This is a genomic window from Pseudomonas sp. 102515 (assembly GCF_031085165.1).
GTDB lineage: Bacteria > Pseudomonadota > Gammaproteobacteria > Pseudomonadales > Pseudomonadaceae > Chryseomonas.
Genome location: NZ_JAVHTY010000001.1, coordinates 159945 through 176004 on the forward strand (window position 1 = coordinate 159945; position 16060 = coordinate 176004).

Below are 16060 nucleotides of genomic sequence, written 5' to 3' on the forward strand. Positions count from 1 at the left end.
TGATGAACAAGGCAATCGACAACCTGCTCGGTGGCCGGCAGGGCGCCTTCGGCCTGCTGGTACTGGCCGCGCTGATCCTGCTGGTGTTTCCGCTGACCCTGGATATCTTCCGCCTGACCATGGTCGGCAAATACCTGACCTATGCCTTCGTCGCGGTCGGCCTGGTGCTTTGCTGGGGCTATGGCGGCATCCTCAGCCTGGGGCAGGGCATCTTCTTCGGCCTGGGCGGCTATTGCATGGCGATGTTCCTTAAACTGGAGGCCTCGGATCCGGAGAGCACCCGGATCCAGTCCACGCCCGGCATCCCCGACTTCATGGACTGGAACCAGCTCACCGAACTGCCCTGGCTCTGGCAGCCGTTCCACAGCTTCGGCTTTACCCTGGTGGCCGTGATCGCGGTCCCGGTGTTGCTGGCCTTCATCATCGGCCTGGCGATGTTCAAGCGGCGGGTAGGGGACGTGTACTTCTCCATCGTCACCCAGGCCATCGCCGCCATCCTGACCATTCTCATCATCGGTCAGCAAGGCCTCACCGGCGGGGTCAATGGCATCACCGACCTGAAGACGCTGCTGGGCTGGGACATCCGTTCGGACAGCGCCAAGGTGGTGCTCTACTTCGTCAACGCGGCGCTGCTGTTCACCTGCATCCTGCTCGCCCGCTTCGTGCTGGCCTCCAAGCTCGGCCGGCTGCTGGTGGCCATGCGCGACAAGGAGGAGCGGGTGCGCTTCTCCGGCTATGACGTGGCCAGCTTCAAGATCTTCGTGTTCTGCCTGGCCGCGGCCTTTTCCGCGGTGGGTGGCGCCCTGTTCGCCCTGCAGGTGGGTTTCATGTCGCCGTCCTTCGTCGGCATCGTGCCCTCCATCGAGATGGTCATCTTCGCCGCGGTCGGCGGGCGGTTGTCGCTGCTCGGCGCGGTTTACGGCGCGCTGCTGGTGAATTTCGGCAAGACTTACTTCTCCGAATCCTTCCCCGAGCTCTGGCTGTACCTGATGGGCGGACTGTTCATCGTGGTCGTCCTCTATTTCCCCAATGGCGTGGCCGGTCTGTGGAAGAGCCATGGCCAGCGCCTGGTGGCACGCCTGAAACGCCAGCCGGTCGGCGCCGTCGCAGCGCCGGCCGAGACGTCCCCTGCCAAGCCCGTCCCGCTGGAGACCGCGCCATGAACACCAGTCCCCTCGGTTTCCAATTGGCCAAGCCGGTACTGGCCATCGAAGGCCTGACCGTCTCCTTCGACGGCTTCAAGGCGGTGAACGACCTCAATCTCTATGTCGACCGCAACGAGGTGCACGTGGTGATCGGCCCCAACGGCGCCGGCAAGACCACGGTACTCGACCTGATCTGCGGCAAGACCCGCGCGACCGCCGGCAGCATCGAGTTCAATGGCCGGGAGCTGACCCGGATGAAGGAATTCGACATCGTTCGCGCCGGTGTCGGCCGCAAGTTCCAGAACCCCTCGATCTACGAGAATCTCACGGTGTTCGAGAACCTGGAGATGTCCTATCCCGAGGGCCGCAAGGTGTTCGGCGCACTGTTCTTCAAGCGTAGCGCCGCGGTGGTCGCGCGAGTGCAGGCAGTGGCCGCGGAGATCTTTCTCGCCGACCTGCTGCACCAGCAGGCCGATCTGCTCTCCCACGGCCAGAAGCAGTGGCTGGAGATCGGCATGCTGCTGATGCAGGACCCGGAGCTACTCATGCTCGACGAGCCGGTGGCGGGCATGAGCGTGTCCGAGCGATCCCAGACCGCCGAGCTGCTCAACCGCATCAGTCAGGGACGCTCGGTGCTGGTCATCGAGCACGACATGGAATTCGTCAAGAGCATCGCCCACAAGGTCACGGTGCTGCACCAGGGCAAGGTACTGGCCGAAGGCAGCATGGAAGCGGTGCAGAGCAATCCCAAGGTCATCGAGGTGTACCTGGGGCACTGAGCCTTCACCTACAGCCCTTTTCATGCAGTCGATCACGGGAGATCCCGGTCATGTTCACGATCCAGCACCTCGTCTCCGGCTACGGTCAGAGCCGCATCCTCCACGACCTCAGCCTGGACGTGGCGCAGAAGGAAATCGTCGCCGTCATGGGCCGCAACGGCATGGGCAAGAGCACCCTGTTCCGCAGCCTGATGGGCATCCTGCCGGCCTGGAGTGGCCACGTGGCGGTGGACGGCCAGGACGTCTCGCGGCTGGAGACCCACCAGCGCGTCGAGCGCGGCATCGCCTATGTCCCTCAGGGGCGAATGATCTTTTCCCACATGACGGTGCTGGAAAACATCCAGACCGGCCTGCCGGCCTCGGCCCAAGGCAAGGTGCCCGACGATCTCTATGCGCTGTTCCCGGTGCTACACGAGATGCGCCTGCGCAAGGGAGGCAACCTCTCAGGCGGCCAGCAGCAACAACTGGCCATCGCCCGCGCCCTGGCCACCAATCCCAAGGTGCTGCTGCTGGACGAGCCGACCGAGGGCATCCAGCCCTCGATCATCAAGGACATCGCCCGCACCCTGAAGGAGATCCGCGCCCTGCGTGACCTGACCATCGTGGTGTCAGAGCAGGTGCTGTCCTTCACCCTCGACATTGCCGACCGTTTTCTGGTGATCGAGAAGGGCCGCTTCGTGGTCGAGGAAACCCGCGACAAGGTCGACGAGGCCACCATCAGCCGCTACCTGTCGGTCTGAGAGCCTGTTCATCATCGCTGGTCCGTGAAAGCGCGCTATCCACATTGATCGCGGCCATGTCGGTGCGCCGTAGCGACTGCTCCTACAGTACGGATTGCCGTGTAGGAGCGGCCCATTGCCGCGATAGCCTAATGCCAGAGCGACCACCTCGGCGGACCGCCATGGCCGCGATAGCGAACGTCCGCCGTCCGCTTGCTGGTGGGGTGTTTCAGACGTTCGCTTCTGAAACACTTCATGAGAATATCCGTCAGGACGCCCGGGCCAGCACCGCGTGCAGCAGCACATTGGCACCCGCGGCCAGGTGCTCCTGCTGGGCATCCTCCAGCTCGTTGTGGCTGATGCCATCCTTGCAAGGCACGAAGATCATGGCGCTGGGCGCCACCGTGGCCAGGTAGACCGCGTCGTGGCCGGCGCCGCTGACCACGTCCATGCTGTCCAGGCCCAGGATGTCCGCTGCGCTGCGCACCAGCCCGATGCAGTCGGCAGCGAAGTGGCAGGGCTTGAAATAGACGACCTGTTCCACCGCGATCTGTAGGCGGGAATCGGCGGCCATCAGCGCCGCGCAGCCGTCCCGTAGCGCCTGGTCCATGGCGGACAGCACGGCGTCGTCGAGAGCGCGCAGATCCACGGAGAATTTCACCGTACCGGGGATGGTGTTGCGCGAGTTGGGCGACACCTGCATGAAGCCAACCGTGGCCCGCGCATGGGGGGCGTGATCGAGGGCGATCTGATTGATCCGCTGCACCAACTGGGCGGCTGCCAGCAGCGCATCGTGGCGCTGATTCATGGGCGTGGGACCGGCGTGGGCCTCCATGCCGGTTACGACCAGGTCGTACCAGCGCTGGCCGAGGGCACCGGGGACCACGCCGATGGTCAGGTCGTGGGCCTCGAGGACCGGTCCCTGCTCGATATGGGCTTCGAAATAGGCGTCGAACATCCCGTTGGGCACCTCACCGGGCGCCTGGCCACCGGCGTAGCCGATACGGGTCAGTTCCGCGCCTACGGTCAGTCCCTCGATGTCCTGTTGTGGGAGCACCTCGTTCAGGGCGAAGGCGCCGCTGAACACGCCGGAGCCCATCATGACCGGGACGAAGCGCGAGCCTTCCTCGTTGGTCCAGACCACCACTTCCAGGGGCGCGGCGGTGCGGATGCCCGCATCGTCCAGAGTGCGCAGCACCTCCAGGCCGGCGAGTACGCCGAAGTTGCCATCGAACTTGCCGCCAGTGGGCTGGGTATCGATATGGCTGCCCATGGCGATGGCCCGGCGCGTTGGGTCGCTGCCTTCACGGCGGGCGAAAATATTGCCGATGGCGTCCACGCGTACGCCTAACCCGGCTTCCCGGCACCAGGCCACGAAGAGATCACGGCCCTGGCGATCCAGGTCGGTCAGCGCCAGTCGGCAGACGCCACCCTTGGCGGTGCCGCCGATCTTGGCGAGGTGCATGAGAGATTGCCAGAGGCGGTCGGAGTTGATCTGCAGGGTCATGGGTAGCTCCAGTCAGGACAGACGCTGGCCGGTCAGGCGACGGGCCAGGGCAATGAGGGAGAGATCGCTGCCGCGAGGGCCGATCAGCGATAGCCCCAGGGGCGCGCCATCGATGTGCAACAGTGGCAAGGAGAGCTGGGGGCAGCCGGACAGCACCGACAGACAGAGCAGGCGGATGGACAGGTCGCGATAGTCCTCCAGCGCTTCCTCCGAGGTGCTCAGCAGCGGCGCGACATCGGGCATGGTCGGCAGCAGCAGTACGCCGTCCCGGCCGAGCAGCGCCTGGAAGCGTTCTGTGAAGTCCTGCGCCGTCTGCCTGGCGGACGCGACCTGGCCGTCGTCGAGGGTCTGGGCCCAGGCCACGCGCTCCTTCACGCCCGGCCCGAGCTGGACCGGGTAGCGGGACAGGAAGTCGCCCTGGTTTTCCCACACCTCGCGGCCCTGGATGTGGCGGAACGCCCAGTAGAGCTCGTCCAGGGGCAGCACCGCGCCCTTGACCGGGGTCGGCAGCAGTTCTAGTTCGTCCAGCAGGGCGCGGGTGGCCTCCCGCACGGCAGGGGTGACCAGTGCGAGCAGGTCAGTGGCCAGCAGCAAGCGCGGCAGCGCCGGTAAGGGGGTGGGGTCCGCGTCGAGCAGGATCTCGCCGACCCGGGCGAAGGTGTTCAGATCGCGGGCGAACCAACCGCAGGTATCGAAGCTGTGGGCCAGCGGCATGCAGCCATCCAGGCTGATACGGTCGTGGGTGGGGCGCAACCCGATCAGCCCGCAGTGGCTGGCCGGCGCCCGTACCGATCCGCCGGTGTCGGTGCCAAGGGCGAAGTCGCACAGGCCGTTGGATACCGCCGAGGCCGAGCCGGAACTGGAGCCACCGGGAATCCGCAGGGGCACGGTGCCGTTGCGTGGCGTGCCAAAGTGGGCATTCTTGCCGGTCATGGAAAAGGCCAGCTCATCGGTGATGACCTTGCCGGTGAAGCGGGCACCGGCCTCGAGCGACTGCCGGACGACCGGGGCATGACTGGACTTGAGTCCGGACGCAGCCAGCTTGTGCGGATTGCCACAGCCGGTGGGATAGCCGGCGACGTCGAAGAGGTCCTTGACGGCGAAGCTCAGGCCGCCGAGAGGGCCGTTGTCCGCGTGGGGGACGGGACTGTCGGGGTAGGGCAGGTAGCAGTGCGCGTGGGCGTTCATTGGGGGCTCCGCAGGAGTTCGAAAGGGCGATTCAGTGAGGGGCGCTAGGCGGAGCGGTCTGCGCCAGTTGCCAGCAGGCCGCGCGGTGGCCGTGGCCGAGCGGGGTCGCCTCCGGCACCATTTGGTGGCAGTGTTCCTTGGCCAGTCCGCAGCGTTCGGCGAAGGCACAGCCCGACGGCAAGCGGGACAGGTCCGGCGGGGCGCCGCCGATGCTGTCCAGGCGCTTGCCCTTCTGCAAGGCACCCTCGCTGCGGCTTTTCAGTAGCGCCTGGGTGTAGGGATGGCGGGGTTGGGTGAGCAGCACGGCTGCCGGGCCTTCCTCGACGATGCGGCCGGCGTACATCACCGCCATGCGGTCGGCGACTTCCGCGGCGGCGCCGATGTCATGGGTGACGAAGACGATGGACAGGCCCAGCTCGCGTTGCAGCTCGCGCAGCAACAGTAGGATCTGGATCTGTACCGTGGCGTCGAGCGCCGTGGTCGGCTCGTCGGCCAGCAGCACCTGCGGATTGCAGGCCAGGGCCAGGGCGATCATGGCGCGCTGGCGCATGCCGCCGGACATCTCATGGGGGAAGGCGTCGAGGCGACGTTCCGGGCTTGGGATGCGCACTCGTTCGAACAACTGCAGGGCCCGCGACCGGGCCTCGGCCTTGCTCAGCCCCTCGTGGCGGCGGATGGCCTCGCTGATCTGCTGGCCAAGGGTGTAGACCGGGTCGAGGGCCAGCAGCGGCTCCTGGAAGATCATGGCGACGCGCTTGCCGCGCAACTGGGTCAGCGCCTTGGACGACAGCGCCAGCACATCTTCCCCGGCGATCTGCAGGCCGCCGGCATAGCGCGTGGTCTTTTCCGGATGCAGCCGCATCAGGGCGCGCAGCGTCACACTCTTGCCAGAGCCGGACTCGCCGATCAGCGCCAATACCTCACCCTGGCCGACCTCCAGGGACACCCCGTTGACCGCCTGGATGCGCTTGCCCGGCGGGTGGAACTCCACGTGCAGGTCACGCAGTTGGATGAGGGCTTCAGACATGGCTCGCCTCCGGGGACGGGGCGGATTCCAGCGCGTAGCCGGAGTCGGGCTCGTAGCGCAGGCAGGCCACGCTGCGTCCCGGCTCGGCCTCGGCGAAGCGCGGCGCGCGCTGGGCGCAGACGGCTTGCGCATAGTCGCAGCGGGTATGGAAACGGCAGCCGGGCGGGGGCGCTATGGGATTGGGCGGATCGCCCGCCAGCGGCGCTTCCTCGGTCCGGTGCAGGGGATCGGTACTGGGCATGGAGCGCAGCAGCGCCCGGGTATAGGGATGCAGGGGGCGCTCGAACAGGGCCTCGGCCTCGCCCACCTCGACCACCTCGCCGAGGTACATGACCAGTACCCGGTCGGAGACGTAGCGCACCACATTGAGGTCATGACTGATGAAGACGTAGGTCAGCCCCAGCGCCTCCTTGAGGTCCGCCAGCAGGTTCAGCACCTGGGCTTCCACCGACTTGTCGAGCGCCGAGACCGACTCGTCGAGGATGATCAGCCGCGGCTCCAGCGCCAGCGCCCGGGCGATGTTGACGCGCTGCCGCTGGCCCCCGGACAGCTCGTGGGGATAGCGTCCGGCGAAGCGGCTCGGTTCTAGCCCGACCCGCGCCAGCAGGTCATGGGCGCGGGCCAGGGCCTCGGCGCGGGAGACGCCATGCACGGTCGGGCCGAAGGCGATGGAATCCTCGAGGGTCATGCGTGGATTGAGCGAGGCGTAGCTGTCCTGGAAGACCATCTGGGTCTGCCGGCGATAGTCGCGCAGGGGTAGCACCGCGCCGACGGTCTGGCCGTCGAACACCAGCTCGCCGCTGTCCTGGCGGGTGAGCTGCATCAGCAGCCGGGCGGTGGTGGACTTGCCGCAGCCGGATTCGCCGACCACGCCGAGGGTCTCGCCCTTGAACAGGGTGAAGCTCACGCCGTCCACCGCGCGCACGGCCAGGCGCTCCCGGCGCAGGCTGAAACCCCCTCGCTTGAGCGGAAAATGCTTCTTCAGGTCCCGCACGATCAGCAGCGGCTGGGCGGGACCGCCGAGGTCGCGCGGGTCGTTCGGGGCGGGCAGGGGCGACGGGCTCATTGCTTGACCTCCATGGCCGAACGCAGGCCATCGGCGAGCATGTTGAAGGACACCGAGGTGATGAAGATCAGCAGGCCGGGCAGGGCGGCGACCCAGGGCTGGCTGTAGATGGCGGTGCGCAGGGTATTGAGCATCAGCCCCCATTCGGGCTCGGGCGGCTTGACGCCGAGGCCGAGGAACGACAGCCCCGAGGCCAGGATCATCGACACCGAGATCAGGCTGGTGGCATAGACGAAGATGGGCCCTATCACGTTGCCCAGCACGTGCTTGCGCACGATCAGCAGGGCCGAAGCGCCACTGGCCCGCGCCGCGTCCACGTAGTCGCTGCGCCGCACCGCGGTGGTCACGCTCTCGGCGATGCGGGCGATCTGCGGCACGAAGACGATGGTCAGGGATACCAGCGCATTGGTGATGCCCGCCCCCAGGGCCCCGGACAGGGCGATGGCCAGCAGCACCGAGGGGAAGGCGTAGAGCACGTCGATGCAGCGCATGATGACCGTGTTCAGCCAGCCACCGGCGTAGCCGGCGACGATGCCGAGGGTGCCGCCGAGGACGAAGGCCAGGATCACCGGGGCGATGCCCATGAATAGCGACAACCGGGCGCCCAGAATCAGCCGCGAGAGCAGATCCCGCCCGAGTTCGTCACCGCCCAGCGGCAGCCCCGGCGTGCCGATGGGCTTCAGCCGCTTGAGCATCGAGGTGGCGAAGGGATCGTGCGGCATGATCCAGGGGGCGAACACTGCCATGAGGATCAGCAGCAGGATTATGCTGGCCGAGACCATCGCCAGCGGATTGCGCACCAGCCGGTGCAGCACGTTGGCGAGGTGGCTGCGCGAGCGCGTGACGCCGGACGCGGAGGAGGTGAGGGACGTCTGGATGGCGGCGGTCATGTCAGCCTCGTTCGATACGGGGGTCGAGGACGGTCTGCAGCATGTCGACCAGGAGATTGAGCAGCACGAAAAACAGCGCCAGGATCAGGATCGAACCCTGCAGCAGCGGCAGGTCGCGCTGGAAGATCGCCTGGTTGAGTAGGAAACCGGTACCGGGCCAGGCGAACACCGTCTCGATCAGGATCGAGCCGCCCAGCAGGTAACCCAGTTGCAGACCTACCACCGCTAGGGCGGTGGGCGCGCAGTTCTTCACCACGTGGCGCAGTACCCCGCCTTCGCTCAGACCACGGGCGCGCAGGCCGATGACGAATTCCTGCGCCAGGGTGTCGGCCACCAGGGCCCGCACGGTACGGGCGACGATGCCCATGGGGATGAAGGACATGGTCACCGCCGGCAGGATCAGGTACTGGACGTGGGCCCAGTCCCAGCGCCAGTCGCTGGAGCCGCCCGGTCCGGCGCCGGTTGCCGGCAGCCACATCAGCTGGGCGGAAAAGACGATGACCAGCACCATGCCCAGCCAGTAGTTGGGCAGGCTCACGCCGACGACCGACACCAACGAGGCGAGGCGATCGGCCCAGGAATTGCGGAAGTAGCCGGCGACGAAGCCAAACAGGGAACCCAGGCTGAGGCCGATCAGGCTGGCGAGGAGGGCGATCATCAGGGTGTTGCCAACCGCCTTCAGGACCTCGCTGGTCACCGGTCGGCTGGTGGCGATGGAGGTGCCCAGGTCGCCGTGCAGGGCCCGCCACACCCAGCGCAGGAATTGCTCCGGCAGCGGTCGATCAAAGCCGTAGACCCTCATCATCTGCCGCTGCAGCTCGGCCGAGGCATCGGCGGGCAGGATGGACACCAGCGGATCGCCCGGCGCGATGTGTACCAGCATGAAACAGAGGAAGGCCACCCCAAGCATGATGGGTAGCGCATAGAGCAGACGGCGAAGCAGATAGCCGATCATGGTGGTAAGCCTCCGGGACTGTGCCTGCTGGAGTCCGTGCCGAAAACGAGGGTGATCGCCCCGAAGGGCGGGTCGATCGACCTCAATCCATGGTCATGGTGGCGATGTCTATGAACCAGCTCCTGGGTTGCACCACGTGCCCGATCTTCGGCGAGAGGGCCCGCGGGCCGACGTCATGGGCGACGAACAGGAAGGGCGCCTCGTCGACGATGTTGGCGTGCAGCGCGCCCAGGGCCTGGTTGCGCGTCTGTTCATCGAAGGCGGTGCGCGCCTTGGCGATGAGCTGGTCGGTCTGCTCGCTGGTGTAGTAGCCCCAATTGTTGGAGACCGGCGGCAGGGCCTTGCTGCTGACGAAGCGCACCATGGCGAAGAAGGGATCCATGGTCGCCGCGCTGACATTGGTGGCGTCCGCCCCATGCGCCGCCGGGTCCTTGGCACCGAGGCGCCAAGTGGAATACAGGGTGTTCCATTCCAGCACGTCGAACTGGACATCGAAGAAGCACTGCTTGAGGTTTTCCTGGATGTACTCGTTCATCGGCAGCGGCTGCATCTGACCGGAGCCTGAGGCGGAGGTCTGCACCTTGATCTTGGCCGGGTGGTCGGCGGAGTAGCCGGCGTCGGCCATGAGCTTCTGCGCCGCGGCCACGTCGTAGCGGACCTGGAAGCCGGGCGAGCCCCGCCAGGGATCGCCCGGCTCCACCACGCCGGTCGCCGGCTCCATCTGCCCGCTGAGCAGGGTCTTGAGTTCGTCGCGATTCACGCAGAGGTTCGCCGCCTGACGCACGCGCTTGTCATGGAACGGCGACTGCGGCAGCAGGGAGAACTGCCAGGGCCAGAGATGCGGCTGCAGGTTGGAATAGATCTTGTAGCCACGCGCCTTGATGGTGTCGAGGGCATCCGGCGCCGGCGCTTCGATCCAGTCCACCTGGCCGGACAGCAGGGCGGCGGTACGGGCGCTGGCTTCCGGCAAGGGCAAGAGCACCACATGCTCGATGCGTGGGCGGCGCTTGGGATCCCAATAGGCGGGGTTGGCGGCCAGCTCCAGACGCTCGCGCGGGACGAACTTGGCCATCTTGAACGGGCCGGTGCCGGAGGCGTCAGCGGCGAAGGCCGTCCAGGCCTGCTGGGCGCGTTGCGCCGGATCGGTCAAGGCGGCCGGCACGGCGTCGAACTTGGCCTGCCAGTGGGTCGGCGAGGCCATGAACAGGTTCGTCAGGTTGTAGGGCAGGAAGGAATCCGGCTCGGCGGTGGTGAGTACGACGGTATAGGGGTCAATCACCCGGGCGGACCTCAGGGTCGGCATGCGCGAGGCCGTGACGCCGATCTGCGAGGGATCGTATTGCGGCGCCGCCTTGTTCAGCACCTTGTCGACGTTCCACACCACCGCCTTGGCATCGAAGGGTGAGCCATCGTGGAAGGTGACGCCCTGGCGCAGCTTGAAGATCCACTTGGTGTGGTCGCTCGGATCGATCGACCAGGATTCCGCCAGGTCGGGAATGAGCACACTGGGTTTGTCCGCCGCGCTGAGGTCCCACTGGGTCAGGCTATCGTAGAGGGTGATGCCGGTGAAGCGATTACCTTCGTAACCCTGATCCGGCTGGCCCAGGGTACGTGGGATGTCGCCGGCGGTCATGGCGATGCGCAGGGTCTTCTCCTGCGCCTCAGCCAGACCGCTGCTGCCCAGGGCACAGGCCAGGGCGAGGGTCAGACCGGCAAGCCGGGCAATCGGCGCGGAACGGTTCGTGTCATCGCTCATCTGTATCCCTCATTGGTTTAAGTTGGCTGAGGGTAAAAAAGCAACGCACGTGCCAATCGATAGATCGGTATCGATTATCGATTCAATTTGGGAGTTGCCTGTGGCTGGACGGCGGGCCAGGCCTTCCGTAGGACCAACCGGGCGCACGTCCCGCCGGCCTGGCCCCAGTCAAAACGGTGCGCAGACCCGCGGACCGTGCGCCCTTAGTGCGCGAGGGACTCGGAAATGCTGCGGGCGCAGTCGCGCACCAGGGGCGCGAGGCGCTGCGTCGCCTCTTCCAGGGTCCAGCGGCTGGTCGGCGGCGACAGGTGCACGGCGCCTGCCGGCACGCCGTGCCGGTCGACGATGGGAGCGGCGATGCCCATGTCGCCAGGGAACAACTCTTCGCAATTGATGGCGTAGCCCAGGTGGCGAGCGGTCTGAATACGGGTGAGGATGGCCTCGACATCGGTCAGGGTGCTGGGGGTGCGGGCCTCGCGCGACCCGACGGCCAGCATTGTTCGTACTTCGGCGTCGTCCAGGCACCCTAGATAGGCTCGTCCGGAACTCGTGCAGTACATGGGAATGCGCATCCCCACTGGCGTGAGCACGGGGATGGTCTGGGTCGTCATGATCTGGGCGATGTAGACCATGCTCTGGTCGACCGGCTCGGTAAGGCTGGCGGTCTCGCCGGAGGCCTGGGCGAGCTGGGCTAGGTAGGGATGCGCCAGCCGCACTAGGGAATGACCCGCCAGGTAGTTGAACCCTAGTTCGATGACCTTCGGCAGCAGCCGAAAGCGCCGGGTACGGGTATCCCGACCGACGTAGCCCAGCACTTCGAGAGTGTGCACGGCGCGCTGCGCGGAGGCTTTGTTCATGTCGGTCAGGCGCGCAATCTCGCCGAGCGTCAGGGTGCGCTGCGCCATGAAGGTCTGCAGGACCTGCAAGCCTTTGCCCAGGGATTGGTTGAATAGTGGGTCGGAGGGGGTGCGCGGGGTGGAGTCTTCTGCACTCATCGACGGGGTCCAGGCATGAGCGGGTTGCACCAACCTCGGGTTGGCGATGAGGGCCGGCGGGGCGCCGCCGGTGAACTGTAGCGCACTCACCGATCCGAAGGGCGTGGCCACCTGCAACCTGCAGATGCGGGGCTCCTTGAGACGGTCGCTACGTCATCCAACGTATTTCCCCCTTTTGTCCTTACATCAAGACTAGCCCCCGGCACCCACCCCGGCCTCGATGCGCGGGCTACCCACCAGGTCCAAGGAGCTTCGTCATGACCGACACCCTGATCAAGGTCGACCTCACCCAGGCCGCCACCGACAACGAGAACGTCCACAACCGCTGGCACCCGGACATCCCCATGGTCTGCTGGGTCAAGCCGGGGGATGACTTCATCCTGGAAACCTACGACTGGACCGGTGGCGCGATCAAGAACGACGACGATGCCAGCGACGTGCGCGATGTTGACCTCTCCACCGTGCACTACCTGTCCGGACCGGTGGGCGTGAAGGGCGCCGAGCCGGGCGACCTGCTGGTGGTCGATCTGCTCGATATCGGCGCCAAGGCCGAGTCTCAGTGGGGCTTCAACGGCTTCTTCTCGAAGCAGAACGGCGGCGGCTTTCTCACCGATTACTTTCCCTCGGCGCAGAAATCCATCTGGGACTTCGAGGGCATGTTTACCAAGAGCCGGCACATCCCGGGGGTGCGTTTCGCCGGGCTCATCCATCCTGGGCTGATCGGTTGCCTGCCGGACCCCAAGCTGCTGGCCAACTGGAATGCCCGCGAGCAGGAGCTGATCGACAGCAACCCGACCCGGGTACCGCCCCTGGCCAATCCGCCGTTCGCCGCGACCGCCCATATGGGCAAGCTCACCGGCGCGGCCCGTGACGCGGCAGCCGCTAGCGGCGCGCGCACCGTGCCGCCCCGCGAGCATGGCGGCAACTGCGACATCAAGGACTTGTCGCGTGGCTCGAAGATCTTCTTCCCGGTGTACGTGGAAGGGGCTGGCCTCTCCGTGGGTGACCTGCACTTCAGCCAGGGCGACGGCGAGATCACCTTTTGCGGCGCCATCGAGATGGCCGGCTGGGTGCACATGAAGGTCGAGCTGATCAAGGGTGGCATGGCCAAGTACGGCATCAAGAATCCCATCTTCAAACCCAGCCCCATCGTGCCCACCTACAACAACTTCCTGATCTTCGAAGGCATCTCGGTGGATGACGCCGGCAAGCAGCACTACCTGGACGTCAACCTGGCGTACCAGCAGGCCTGCCTGAATGCCATCGAGTACCTGAAGAAATTCGGCTACAGCGGCGCCCAGGGCTATTCGCTGCTGGGCTCGGCACCGGTGCAGGGCCATATCAGCGGGGTGGTCGACATTCCCAACGCCTGCGCCACCCTCTGGCTGCCGACGGATATCTTCGAATTCGACATCAATCCCACTGCCGCCGGACCGACCCGCTACCTGGACGGCAACATCGACATGCCCATCGCCTACGACAAGTGAGCCGCCCGGGTGCGGCCGCCGGTCGCGCCCCGCCGCCAGGAGCCCGTCATGCCGATCTACGAATACGACTGCCCCGACTGCGGGGATTTCACCCTGCTGCGGCCCATGGCCCAGCGCGACGATCCCTGCAGCTGTCCCGTCTGTGCCACGCCCAGCCCCCGGGTAATCCTCAGTGCCCCTGGCCTGGCGACCCTGGCGGGCGGCGCGCGTCGCGCCCAGGAGACCAATGAGCGTTCGCGCCACGTGCCCCAATCCCTTGAGGAATACCAGGCCAAGCGCAGTCATGGCGCCGGTTGTAGCTGCTGCGCGCCAAGCAAGCCGGCCGCGCGCAGCAAGGCCAATCCCCATGGCCTGAAGACCAGTCCGTCAACCCGCCCCTGGATGATCAGCCACTGATTCCCGGTCCAGCCCTTTCAAAGGAGCCACTCCATGCGCCATGGCGATATTTCCAGCAGCCCCGATACCGTCGGCGTCGCTGTCGTCAACTACCGGATGCCACGCCTGCACAGCAAGGCGGAGGTGCTGGCCAACGCCCAGCAGATTGCCGCGATGATCAAGGGCATGAAGCTCGGCCTGCCGGGTATGGATCTGGTGGTATTCCCCGAGTACAGCACCATGGGAATCATGTATGACCGTGACGAGATGATGGCCACCGCCGCGACCATCCCGGGCGAGGAGACGGCGATCTTCGCCGCCGCCTGCCGTGAGGCCAGAACCTGGGGGATCTTTTCGCTCACCGGCGAGCGCCATGAGGAACATCCGCACAAGGCGCCCTACAACACCCTGGTGCTGATCGACGACCAGGGCGAGATCGTGCAGAAGTATCGCAAGTGCATTCCCTGGTGCCCCATCGAAGGCTGGTATCCCGGTGACCGCACCTATGTCAGCGAAGGTCCCAAGGGCCTGAAGATCAGCCTGATCATCTGCGATGACGGCAACTACCCGGAAATCTGGCGCGACTGTGCCATGAAGGGTGCCGAGCTGATCGTGCGTTGCCAGGGTTACATGTACCCGGCCAAGGAGCAGCAGGTGCTGATGGCCAAGACCATGGCCTGGGCCAACAACTGCTATGTGGCGGTCGCCAACGCCACCGGTTTCGACGGGGTGTATAGCTACTTTGGCCATTCGGCGCTGATCGGTTTCGATGGCCGCACCCTGGGCGAGTGCGGCGAGGAGGAGATGGGCATCCAGTACGCCCAGCTATCGGTCTCGCAGATTCGCGACGCCCGCGCCAACGACCAGTCGCAGAATCACCTGTTCAAGCTGCTGCATCGCGGCTACACCGGGGTCTACAACTCCGGCGACGGCGACAAGGGCGTGGCCGACTGCCCCTTCGACTTCTACCGCACCTGGGTGCTGGATGCCCAGAAGGCCCAGGTCGATGTCGAACGAATGACCCGCTCTATCCTGGGTGTAGGGGATTGTCCGGTGGGCGAGTTGCCGCATCCCGATCAGGAACGTCAGCTGGGTTAGCGCCGGTGGCGCGAGGAGCGGCCCATGCCTTTCGTCAATGACCTGATCGAGCATAACCGTAGCCAGCTCGCATGCGAGGGGCAGGCGCCTTTGCCCTCCCGCTTCCTATTCGAGCCGGCAGTGGTCATGGCACTGCTGCGAGCGCGCATCCTCGGCCAGGCCAGGGTGCTCGATGAGGTGGAAGCCCTGCTCAAGGTGATCAAGGCCGACATCGGTGATCCCGAAAGACCCCTGGGCGTCAGTCTGTTCCTCGGCCCCACCGGGGTCGGCAAGACCGAGATCGTGCGTCTGCTGGCCCAGGCCATTCATGGTCGGGCAGACGCCCTGTGCCGCATCGACATGAACACCCTGGCCCAGGAACACTACGCCGCGGCCCTGGCCGGGGCGCCGCCCGGTTATGTGGGCAGCAAGGAAGGCAGCACGCTGTTCGATGCCGAGGCCATCGCCGGCAGCTACGGCCGCCCTGGCATCGTGCTGCTCGACGAGCTGGAAAAGGCCGATCGCCAGGTCATCCGTACCCTGTTGAACGTGCTCGACAGCGGCCAGCTGGTGCTCAGCGCTGGCAGCAAGCGCCTGGATTTTCGCAACAGCCTCATCTTCATGACCAGCAACCTGGGTGCCCGCGCCGTCCAGCAACAGCGTGCGCGCTTCGTGCGCGGCTGGCGGCGCTGGCTCAAGCTGTCGGCGGATCCTGGACCTATCCTGGAAGAGGCGCTCCACGCGCATTTCGATCCGGAATTTCTCAATCGTATCGAGCGGATCCTAGCCTTCGAGCGCGTCGACCAAGACTGGCTACCCGGACTGCTCGCCATCGAGCTGGACAAGCTCAATCAGCGTCTGGGCCGTCGGGGAAAAAGCCTGGAATTGCACGACAGTGCCAGGGCCTTCCTGACGCGTGGCCACGATGCCCGCTTCGGCGCTCGCGATCTGGTCCGGCGCCTGCGACGGCTATTGGAACCGGCGGTGGCCGACTGTCTGCTGGCGCAGCCGACGGCTGTCCGGCTCCTGGCGATTCAGGAGGGGGAGCGTCTGGTGGTGCGCGAGGTGGACGCCGGCTGATGGCTTCCCACAGG

At 66.1% G+C, this 16060-nt stretch carries 15 protein-coding genes; 7 read left to right on the plus strand and 8 right to left on the minus strand.

Annotation, left to right across the window (positions count from 1 at the left end):
- Window positions 1-2 precede the first annotated feature (2 nt).
- Genes urtC through urtE form a run of 3 tightly spaced genes read left to right on the plus strand, consistent with a single transcriptional unit; the run spans window position 3 to window position 2664 of the window.
- Entirely contained in the window at window positions 3-1163 is a 1161-nt protein-coding gene (gene urtC, locus RCF34_RS00725; RefSeq protein ID WP_308706433.1) for an urea ABC transporter permease subunit UrtC, read from the plus strand.
- Window positions 1160-1924, plus strand: coding sequence for an urea ABC transporter ATP-binding protein UrtD (urtD, locus tag RCF34_RS00730; protein ID WP_308706434.1), 765 nt, complete (start codon window positions 1160-1162; stop codon window positions 1922-1924). The genes urtC and urtD overlap by 4 nt, the downstream gene beginning before the upstream one ends.
- A gap of 50 nt (window positions 1925-1974) precedes the next feature.
- Complete coding sequence (urtE, locus tag RCF34_RS00735; RefSeq protein WP_308706435.1) at window positions 1975-2664, plus strand: urea ABC transporter ATP-binding subunit UrtE; 690 nt, start codon at window positions 1975-1977, stop codon at window positions 2662-2664.
- 247 nt (window positions 2665-2911) lie between these two features.
- Here the strand turns inward: urtE and RCF34_RS00740 are convergent, their stop codons facing one another.
- The 8 genes from RCF34_RS00740 to RCF34_RS00775 all read right to left on the minus strand — a co-directional run bounded on the left by RCF34_RS00740 (window position 2912) and on the right by RCF34_RS00775 (window position 12027).
- On the minus strand, window positions 2912-4150 hold the full coding sequence (locus tag RCF34_RS00740) for a Zn-dependent hydrolase (protein WP_308706436.1): 1239 nt from the start codon (window positions 4148-4150) through the stop codon (window positions 2912-2914).
- A gap of 12 nt (window positions 4151-4162) precedes the next feature.
- The gene (locus RCF34_RS00745) at window positions 4163-5338 is read right to left on the minus strand and encodes an amidase (protein WP_308706437.1); all 1176 of its coding nucleotides are present in this window, start codon (window positions 5336-5338) and stop codon (window positions 4163-4165) included.
- A gap of 31 nt (window positions 5339-5369) precedes the next feature.
- Window positions 5370-6365 carry an ABC transporter ATP-binding protein gene (locus RCF34_RS00750; protein WP_308706438.1) on the minus strand — a complete coding sequence of 332 codons (996 nt, stop codon included), beginning with the start codon at window positions 6363-6365 and terminating at the stop codon, window positions 5370-5372.
- On the minus strand, window positions 6358-7431 hold the full coding sequence (locus RCF34_RS00755; protein WP_308706439.1) for an oligopeptide/dipeptide ABC transporter ATP-binding protein: 1074 nt from the start codon (window positions 7429-7431) through the stop codon (window positions 6358-6360). Before RCF34_RS00755 ends, RCF34_RS00750 begins: the two co-directional genes overlap by 8 nt.
- Complete coding sequence (locus tag RCF34_RS00760; RefSeq protein ID WP_308706440.1) at window positions 7428-8321, minus strand: ABC transporter permease; 894 nt, start codon at window positions 8319-8321, stop codon at window positions 7428-7430. Before RCF34_RS00760 ends, RCF34_RS00755 begins: the two co-directional genes overlap by 4 nt.
- A 1-nt stretch (window position 8322) precedes the next feature.
- Window positions 8323-9276, minus strand: coding sequence for an ABC transporter permease (locus tag RCF34_RS00765; protein WP_308706441.1), 954 nt, complete (start codon window positions 9274-9276; stop codon window positions 8323-8325).
- Window positions 9277-9358: 82 nt separating this feature from the next.
- The gene (locus RCF34_RS00770; protein ID WP_308706442.1) at window positions 9359-11032 is read right to left on the minus strand and encodes an ABC transporter substrate-binding protein; all 1674 of its coding nucleotides are present in this window, start codon (window positions 11030-11032) and stop codon (window positions 9359-9361) included.
- A gap of 203 nt (window positions 11033-11235) precedes the next feature.
- Window positions 11236-12027, minus strand: a complete 792-nt coding sequence (locus RCF34_RS00775) for an IclR family transcriptional regulator (RefSeq protein WP_308706443.1) — start codon at window positions 12025-12027, stop codon at window positions 11236-11238.
- 257 nt (window positions 12028-12284) lie between these two features.
- Here RCF34_RS00775 and fmdA point away from each other — a divergent pair, with 257 nt between their 5' ends.
- From fmdA to RCF34_RS00795, 4 genes are read left to right on the plus strand one after another with little or no spacing between them, the layout of a single operon-like run.
- Complete coding sequence (gene fmdA, locus RCF34_RS00780; protein WP_308706444.1) at window positions 12285-13514, plus strand: formamidase; 1230 nt, start codon at window positions 12285-12287, stop codon at window positions 13512-13514.
- A 48-nt stretch (window positions 13515-13562) separates the two neighbouring features.
- Complete coding sequence (locus RCF34_RS00785; protein ID WP_308706445.1) at window positions 13563-13910, plus strand: zinc ribbon domain-containing protein; 348 nt, start codon at window positions 13563-13565, stop codon at window positions 13908-13910.
- Window positions 13911-13943: 33 nt separating this feature from the next.
- On the plus strand, window positions 13944-14987 hold the full coding sequence (locus tag RCF34_RS00790) for an aliphatic amidase (protein ID WP_308706446.1): 1044 nt from the start codon (window positions 13944-13946) through the stop codon (window positions 14985-14987).
- A 24-nt stretch (window positions 14988-15011) separates the two neighbouring features.
- On the plus strand, window positions 15012-16046 hold the full coding sequence (locus RCF34_RS00795; RefSeq protein ID WP_308706447.1) for an AAA family ATPase: 1035 nt from the start codon (window positions 15012-15014) through the stop codon (window positions 16044-16046).
- Window positions 16047-16060 lie beyond the last annotated feature (14 nt).

Bases quoted from the DNA above. Each gene is read 5' to 3' on its own strand.
- urtC (WP_308706433.1), top strand. From the start codon at position 3: ATGAACAAGGCAATCGACAACCTGCTCGGTGGCCGGCAGGGCGCCTTC.
- urtD (WP_308706434.1), top strand. From the start codon at position 1,160: ATGAACACCAGTCCCCTCGGTTTCCAATTGGCCAAGCCGGTACTGGCC.
- urtE (WP_308706435.1), top strand. From the start codon at position 1,975: ATGTTCACGATCCAGCACCTCGTCTCCGGCTACGGTCAGAGCCGCATC.
- RCF34_RS00740 (WP_308706436.1), bottom strand. From the start codon at position 4,150: ATGACCCTGCAGATCAACTCCGACCGCCTCTGGCAATCTCTCATGCAC.
- RCF34_RS00745 (WP_308706437.1), bottom strand. From the start codon at position 5,338: ATGAACGCCCACGCGCACTGCTACCTGCCCTACCCCGACAGTCCCGTC.
- RCF34_RS00750 (WP_308706438.1), bottom strand. From the start codon at position 6,365: ATGTCTGAAGCCCTCATCCAACTGCGTGACCTGCACGTGGAGTTCCAC.
- RCF34_RS00755 (WP_308706439.1), bottom strand. From the start codon at position 7,431: ATGAGCCCGTCGCCCCTGCCCGCCCCGAACGACCCGCGCGACCTCGGC.
- RCF34_RS00760 (WP_308706440.1), bottom strand. From the start codon at position 8,321: ATGACCGCCGCCATCCAGACGTCCCTCACCTCCTCCGCGTCCGGCGTC.
- RCF34_RS00765 (WP_308706441.1), bottom strand. From the start codon at position 9,276: ATGATCGGCTATCTGCTTCGCCGTCTGCTCTATGCGCTACCCATCATG.
- RCF34_RS00770 (WP_308706442.1), bottom strand. From the start codon at position 11,032: ATGAGCGATGACACGAACCGTTCCGCGCCGATTGCCCGGCTTGCCGGT.
- RCF34_RS00775 (WP_308706443.1), bottom strand. From the start codon at position 12,027: ATGAGTGCAGAAGACTCCACCCCGCGCACCCCCTCCGACCCACTATTC.
- fmdA (WP_308706444.1), top strand. From the start codon at position 12,285: ATGACCGACACCCTGATCAAGGTCGACCTCACCCAGGCCGCCACCGAC.
- RCF34_RS00785 (WP_308706445.1), top strand. From the start codon at position 13,563: ATGCCGATCTACGAATACGACTGCCCCGACTGCGGGGATTTCACCCTG.
- RCF34_RS00790 (WP_308706446.1), top strand. From the start codon at position 13,944: ATGCGCCATGGCGATATTTCCAGCAGCCCCGATACCGTCGGCGTCGCT.
- RCF34_RS00795 (WP_308706447.1), top strand. From the start codon at position 15,012: ATGCCTTTCGTCAATGACCTGATCGAGCATAACCGTAGCCAGCTCGCA.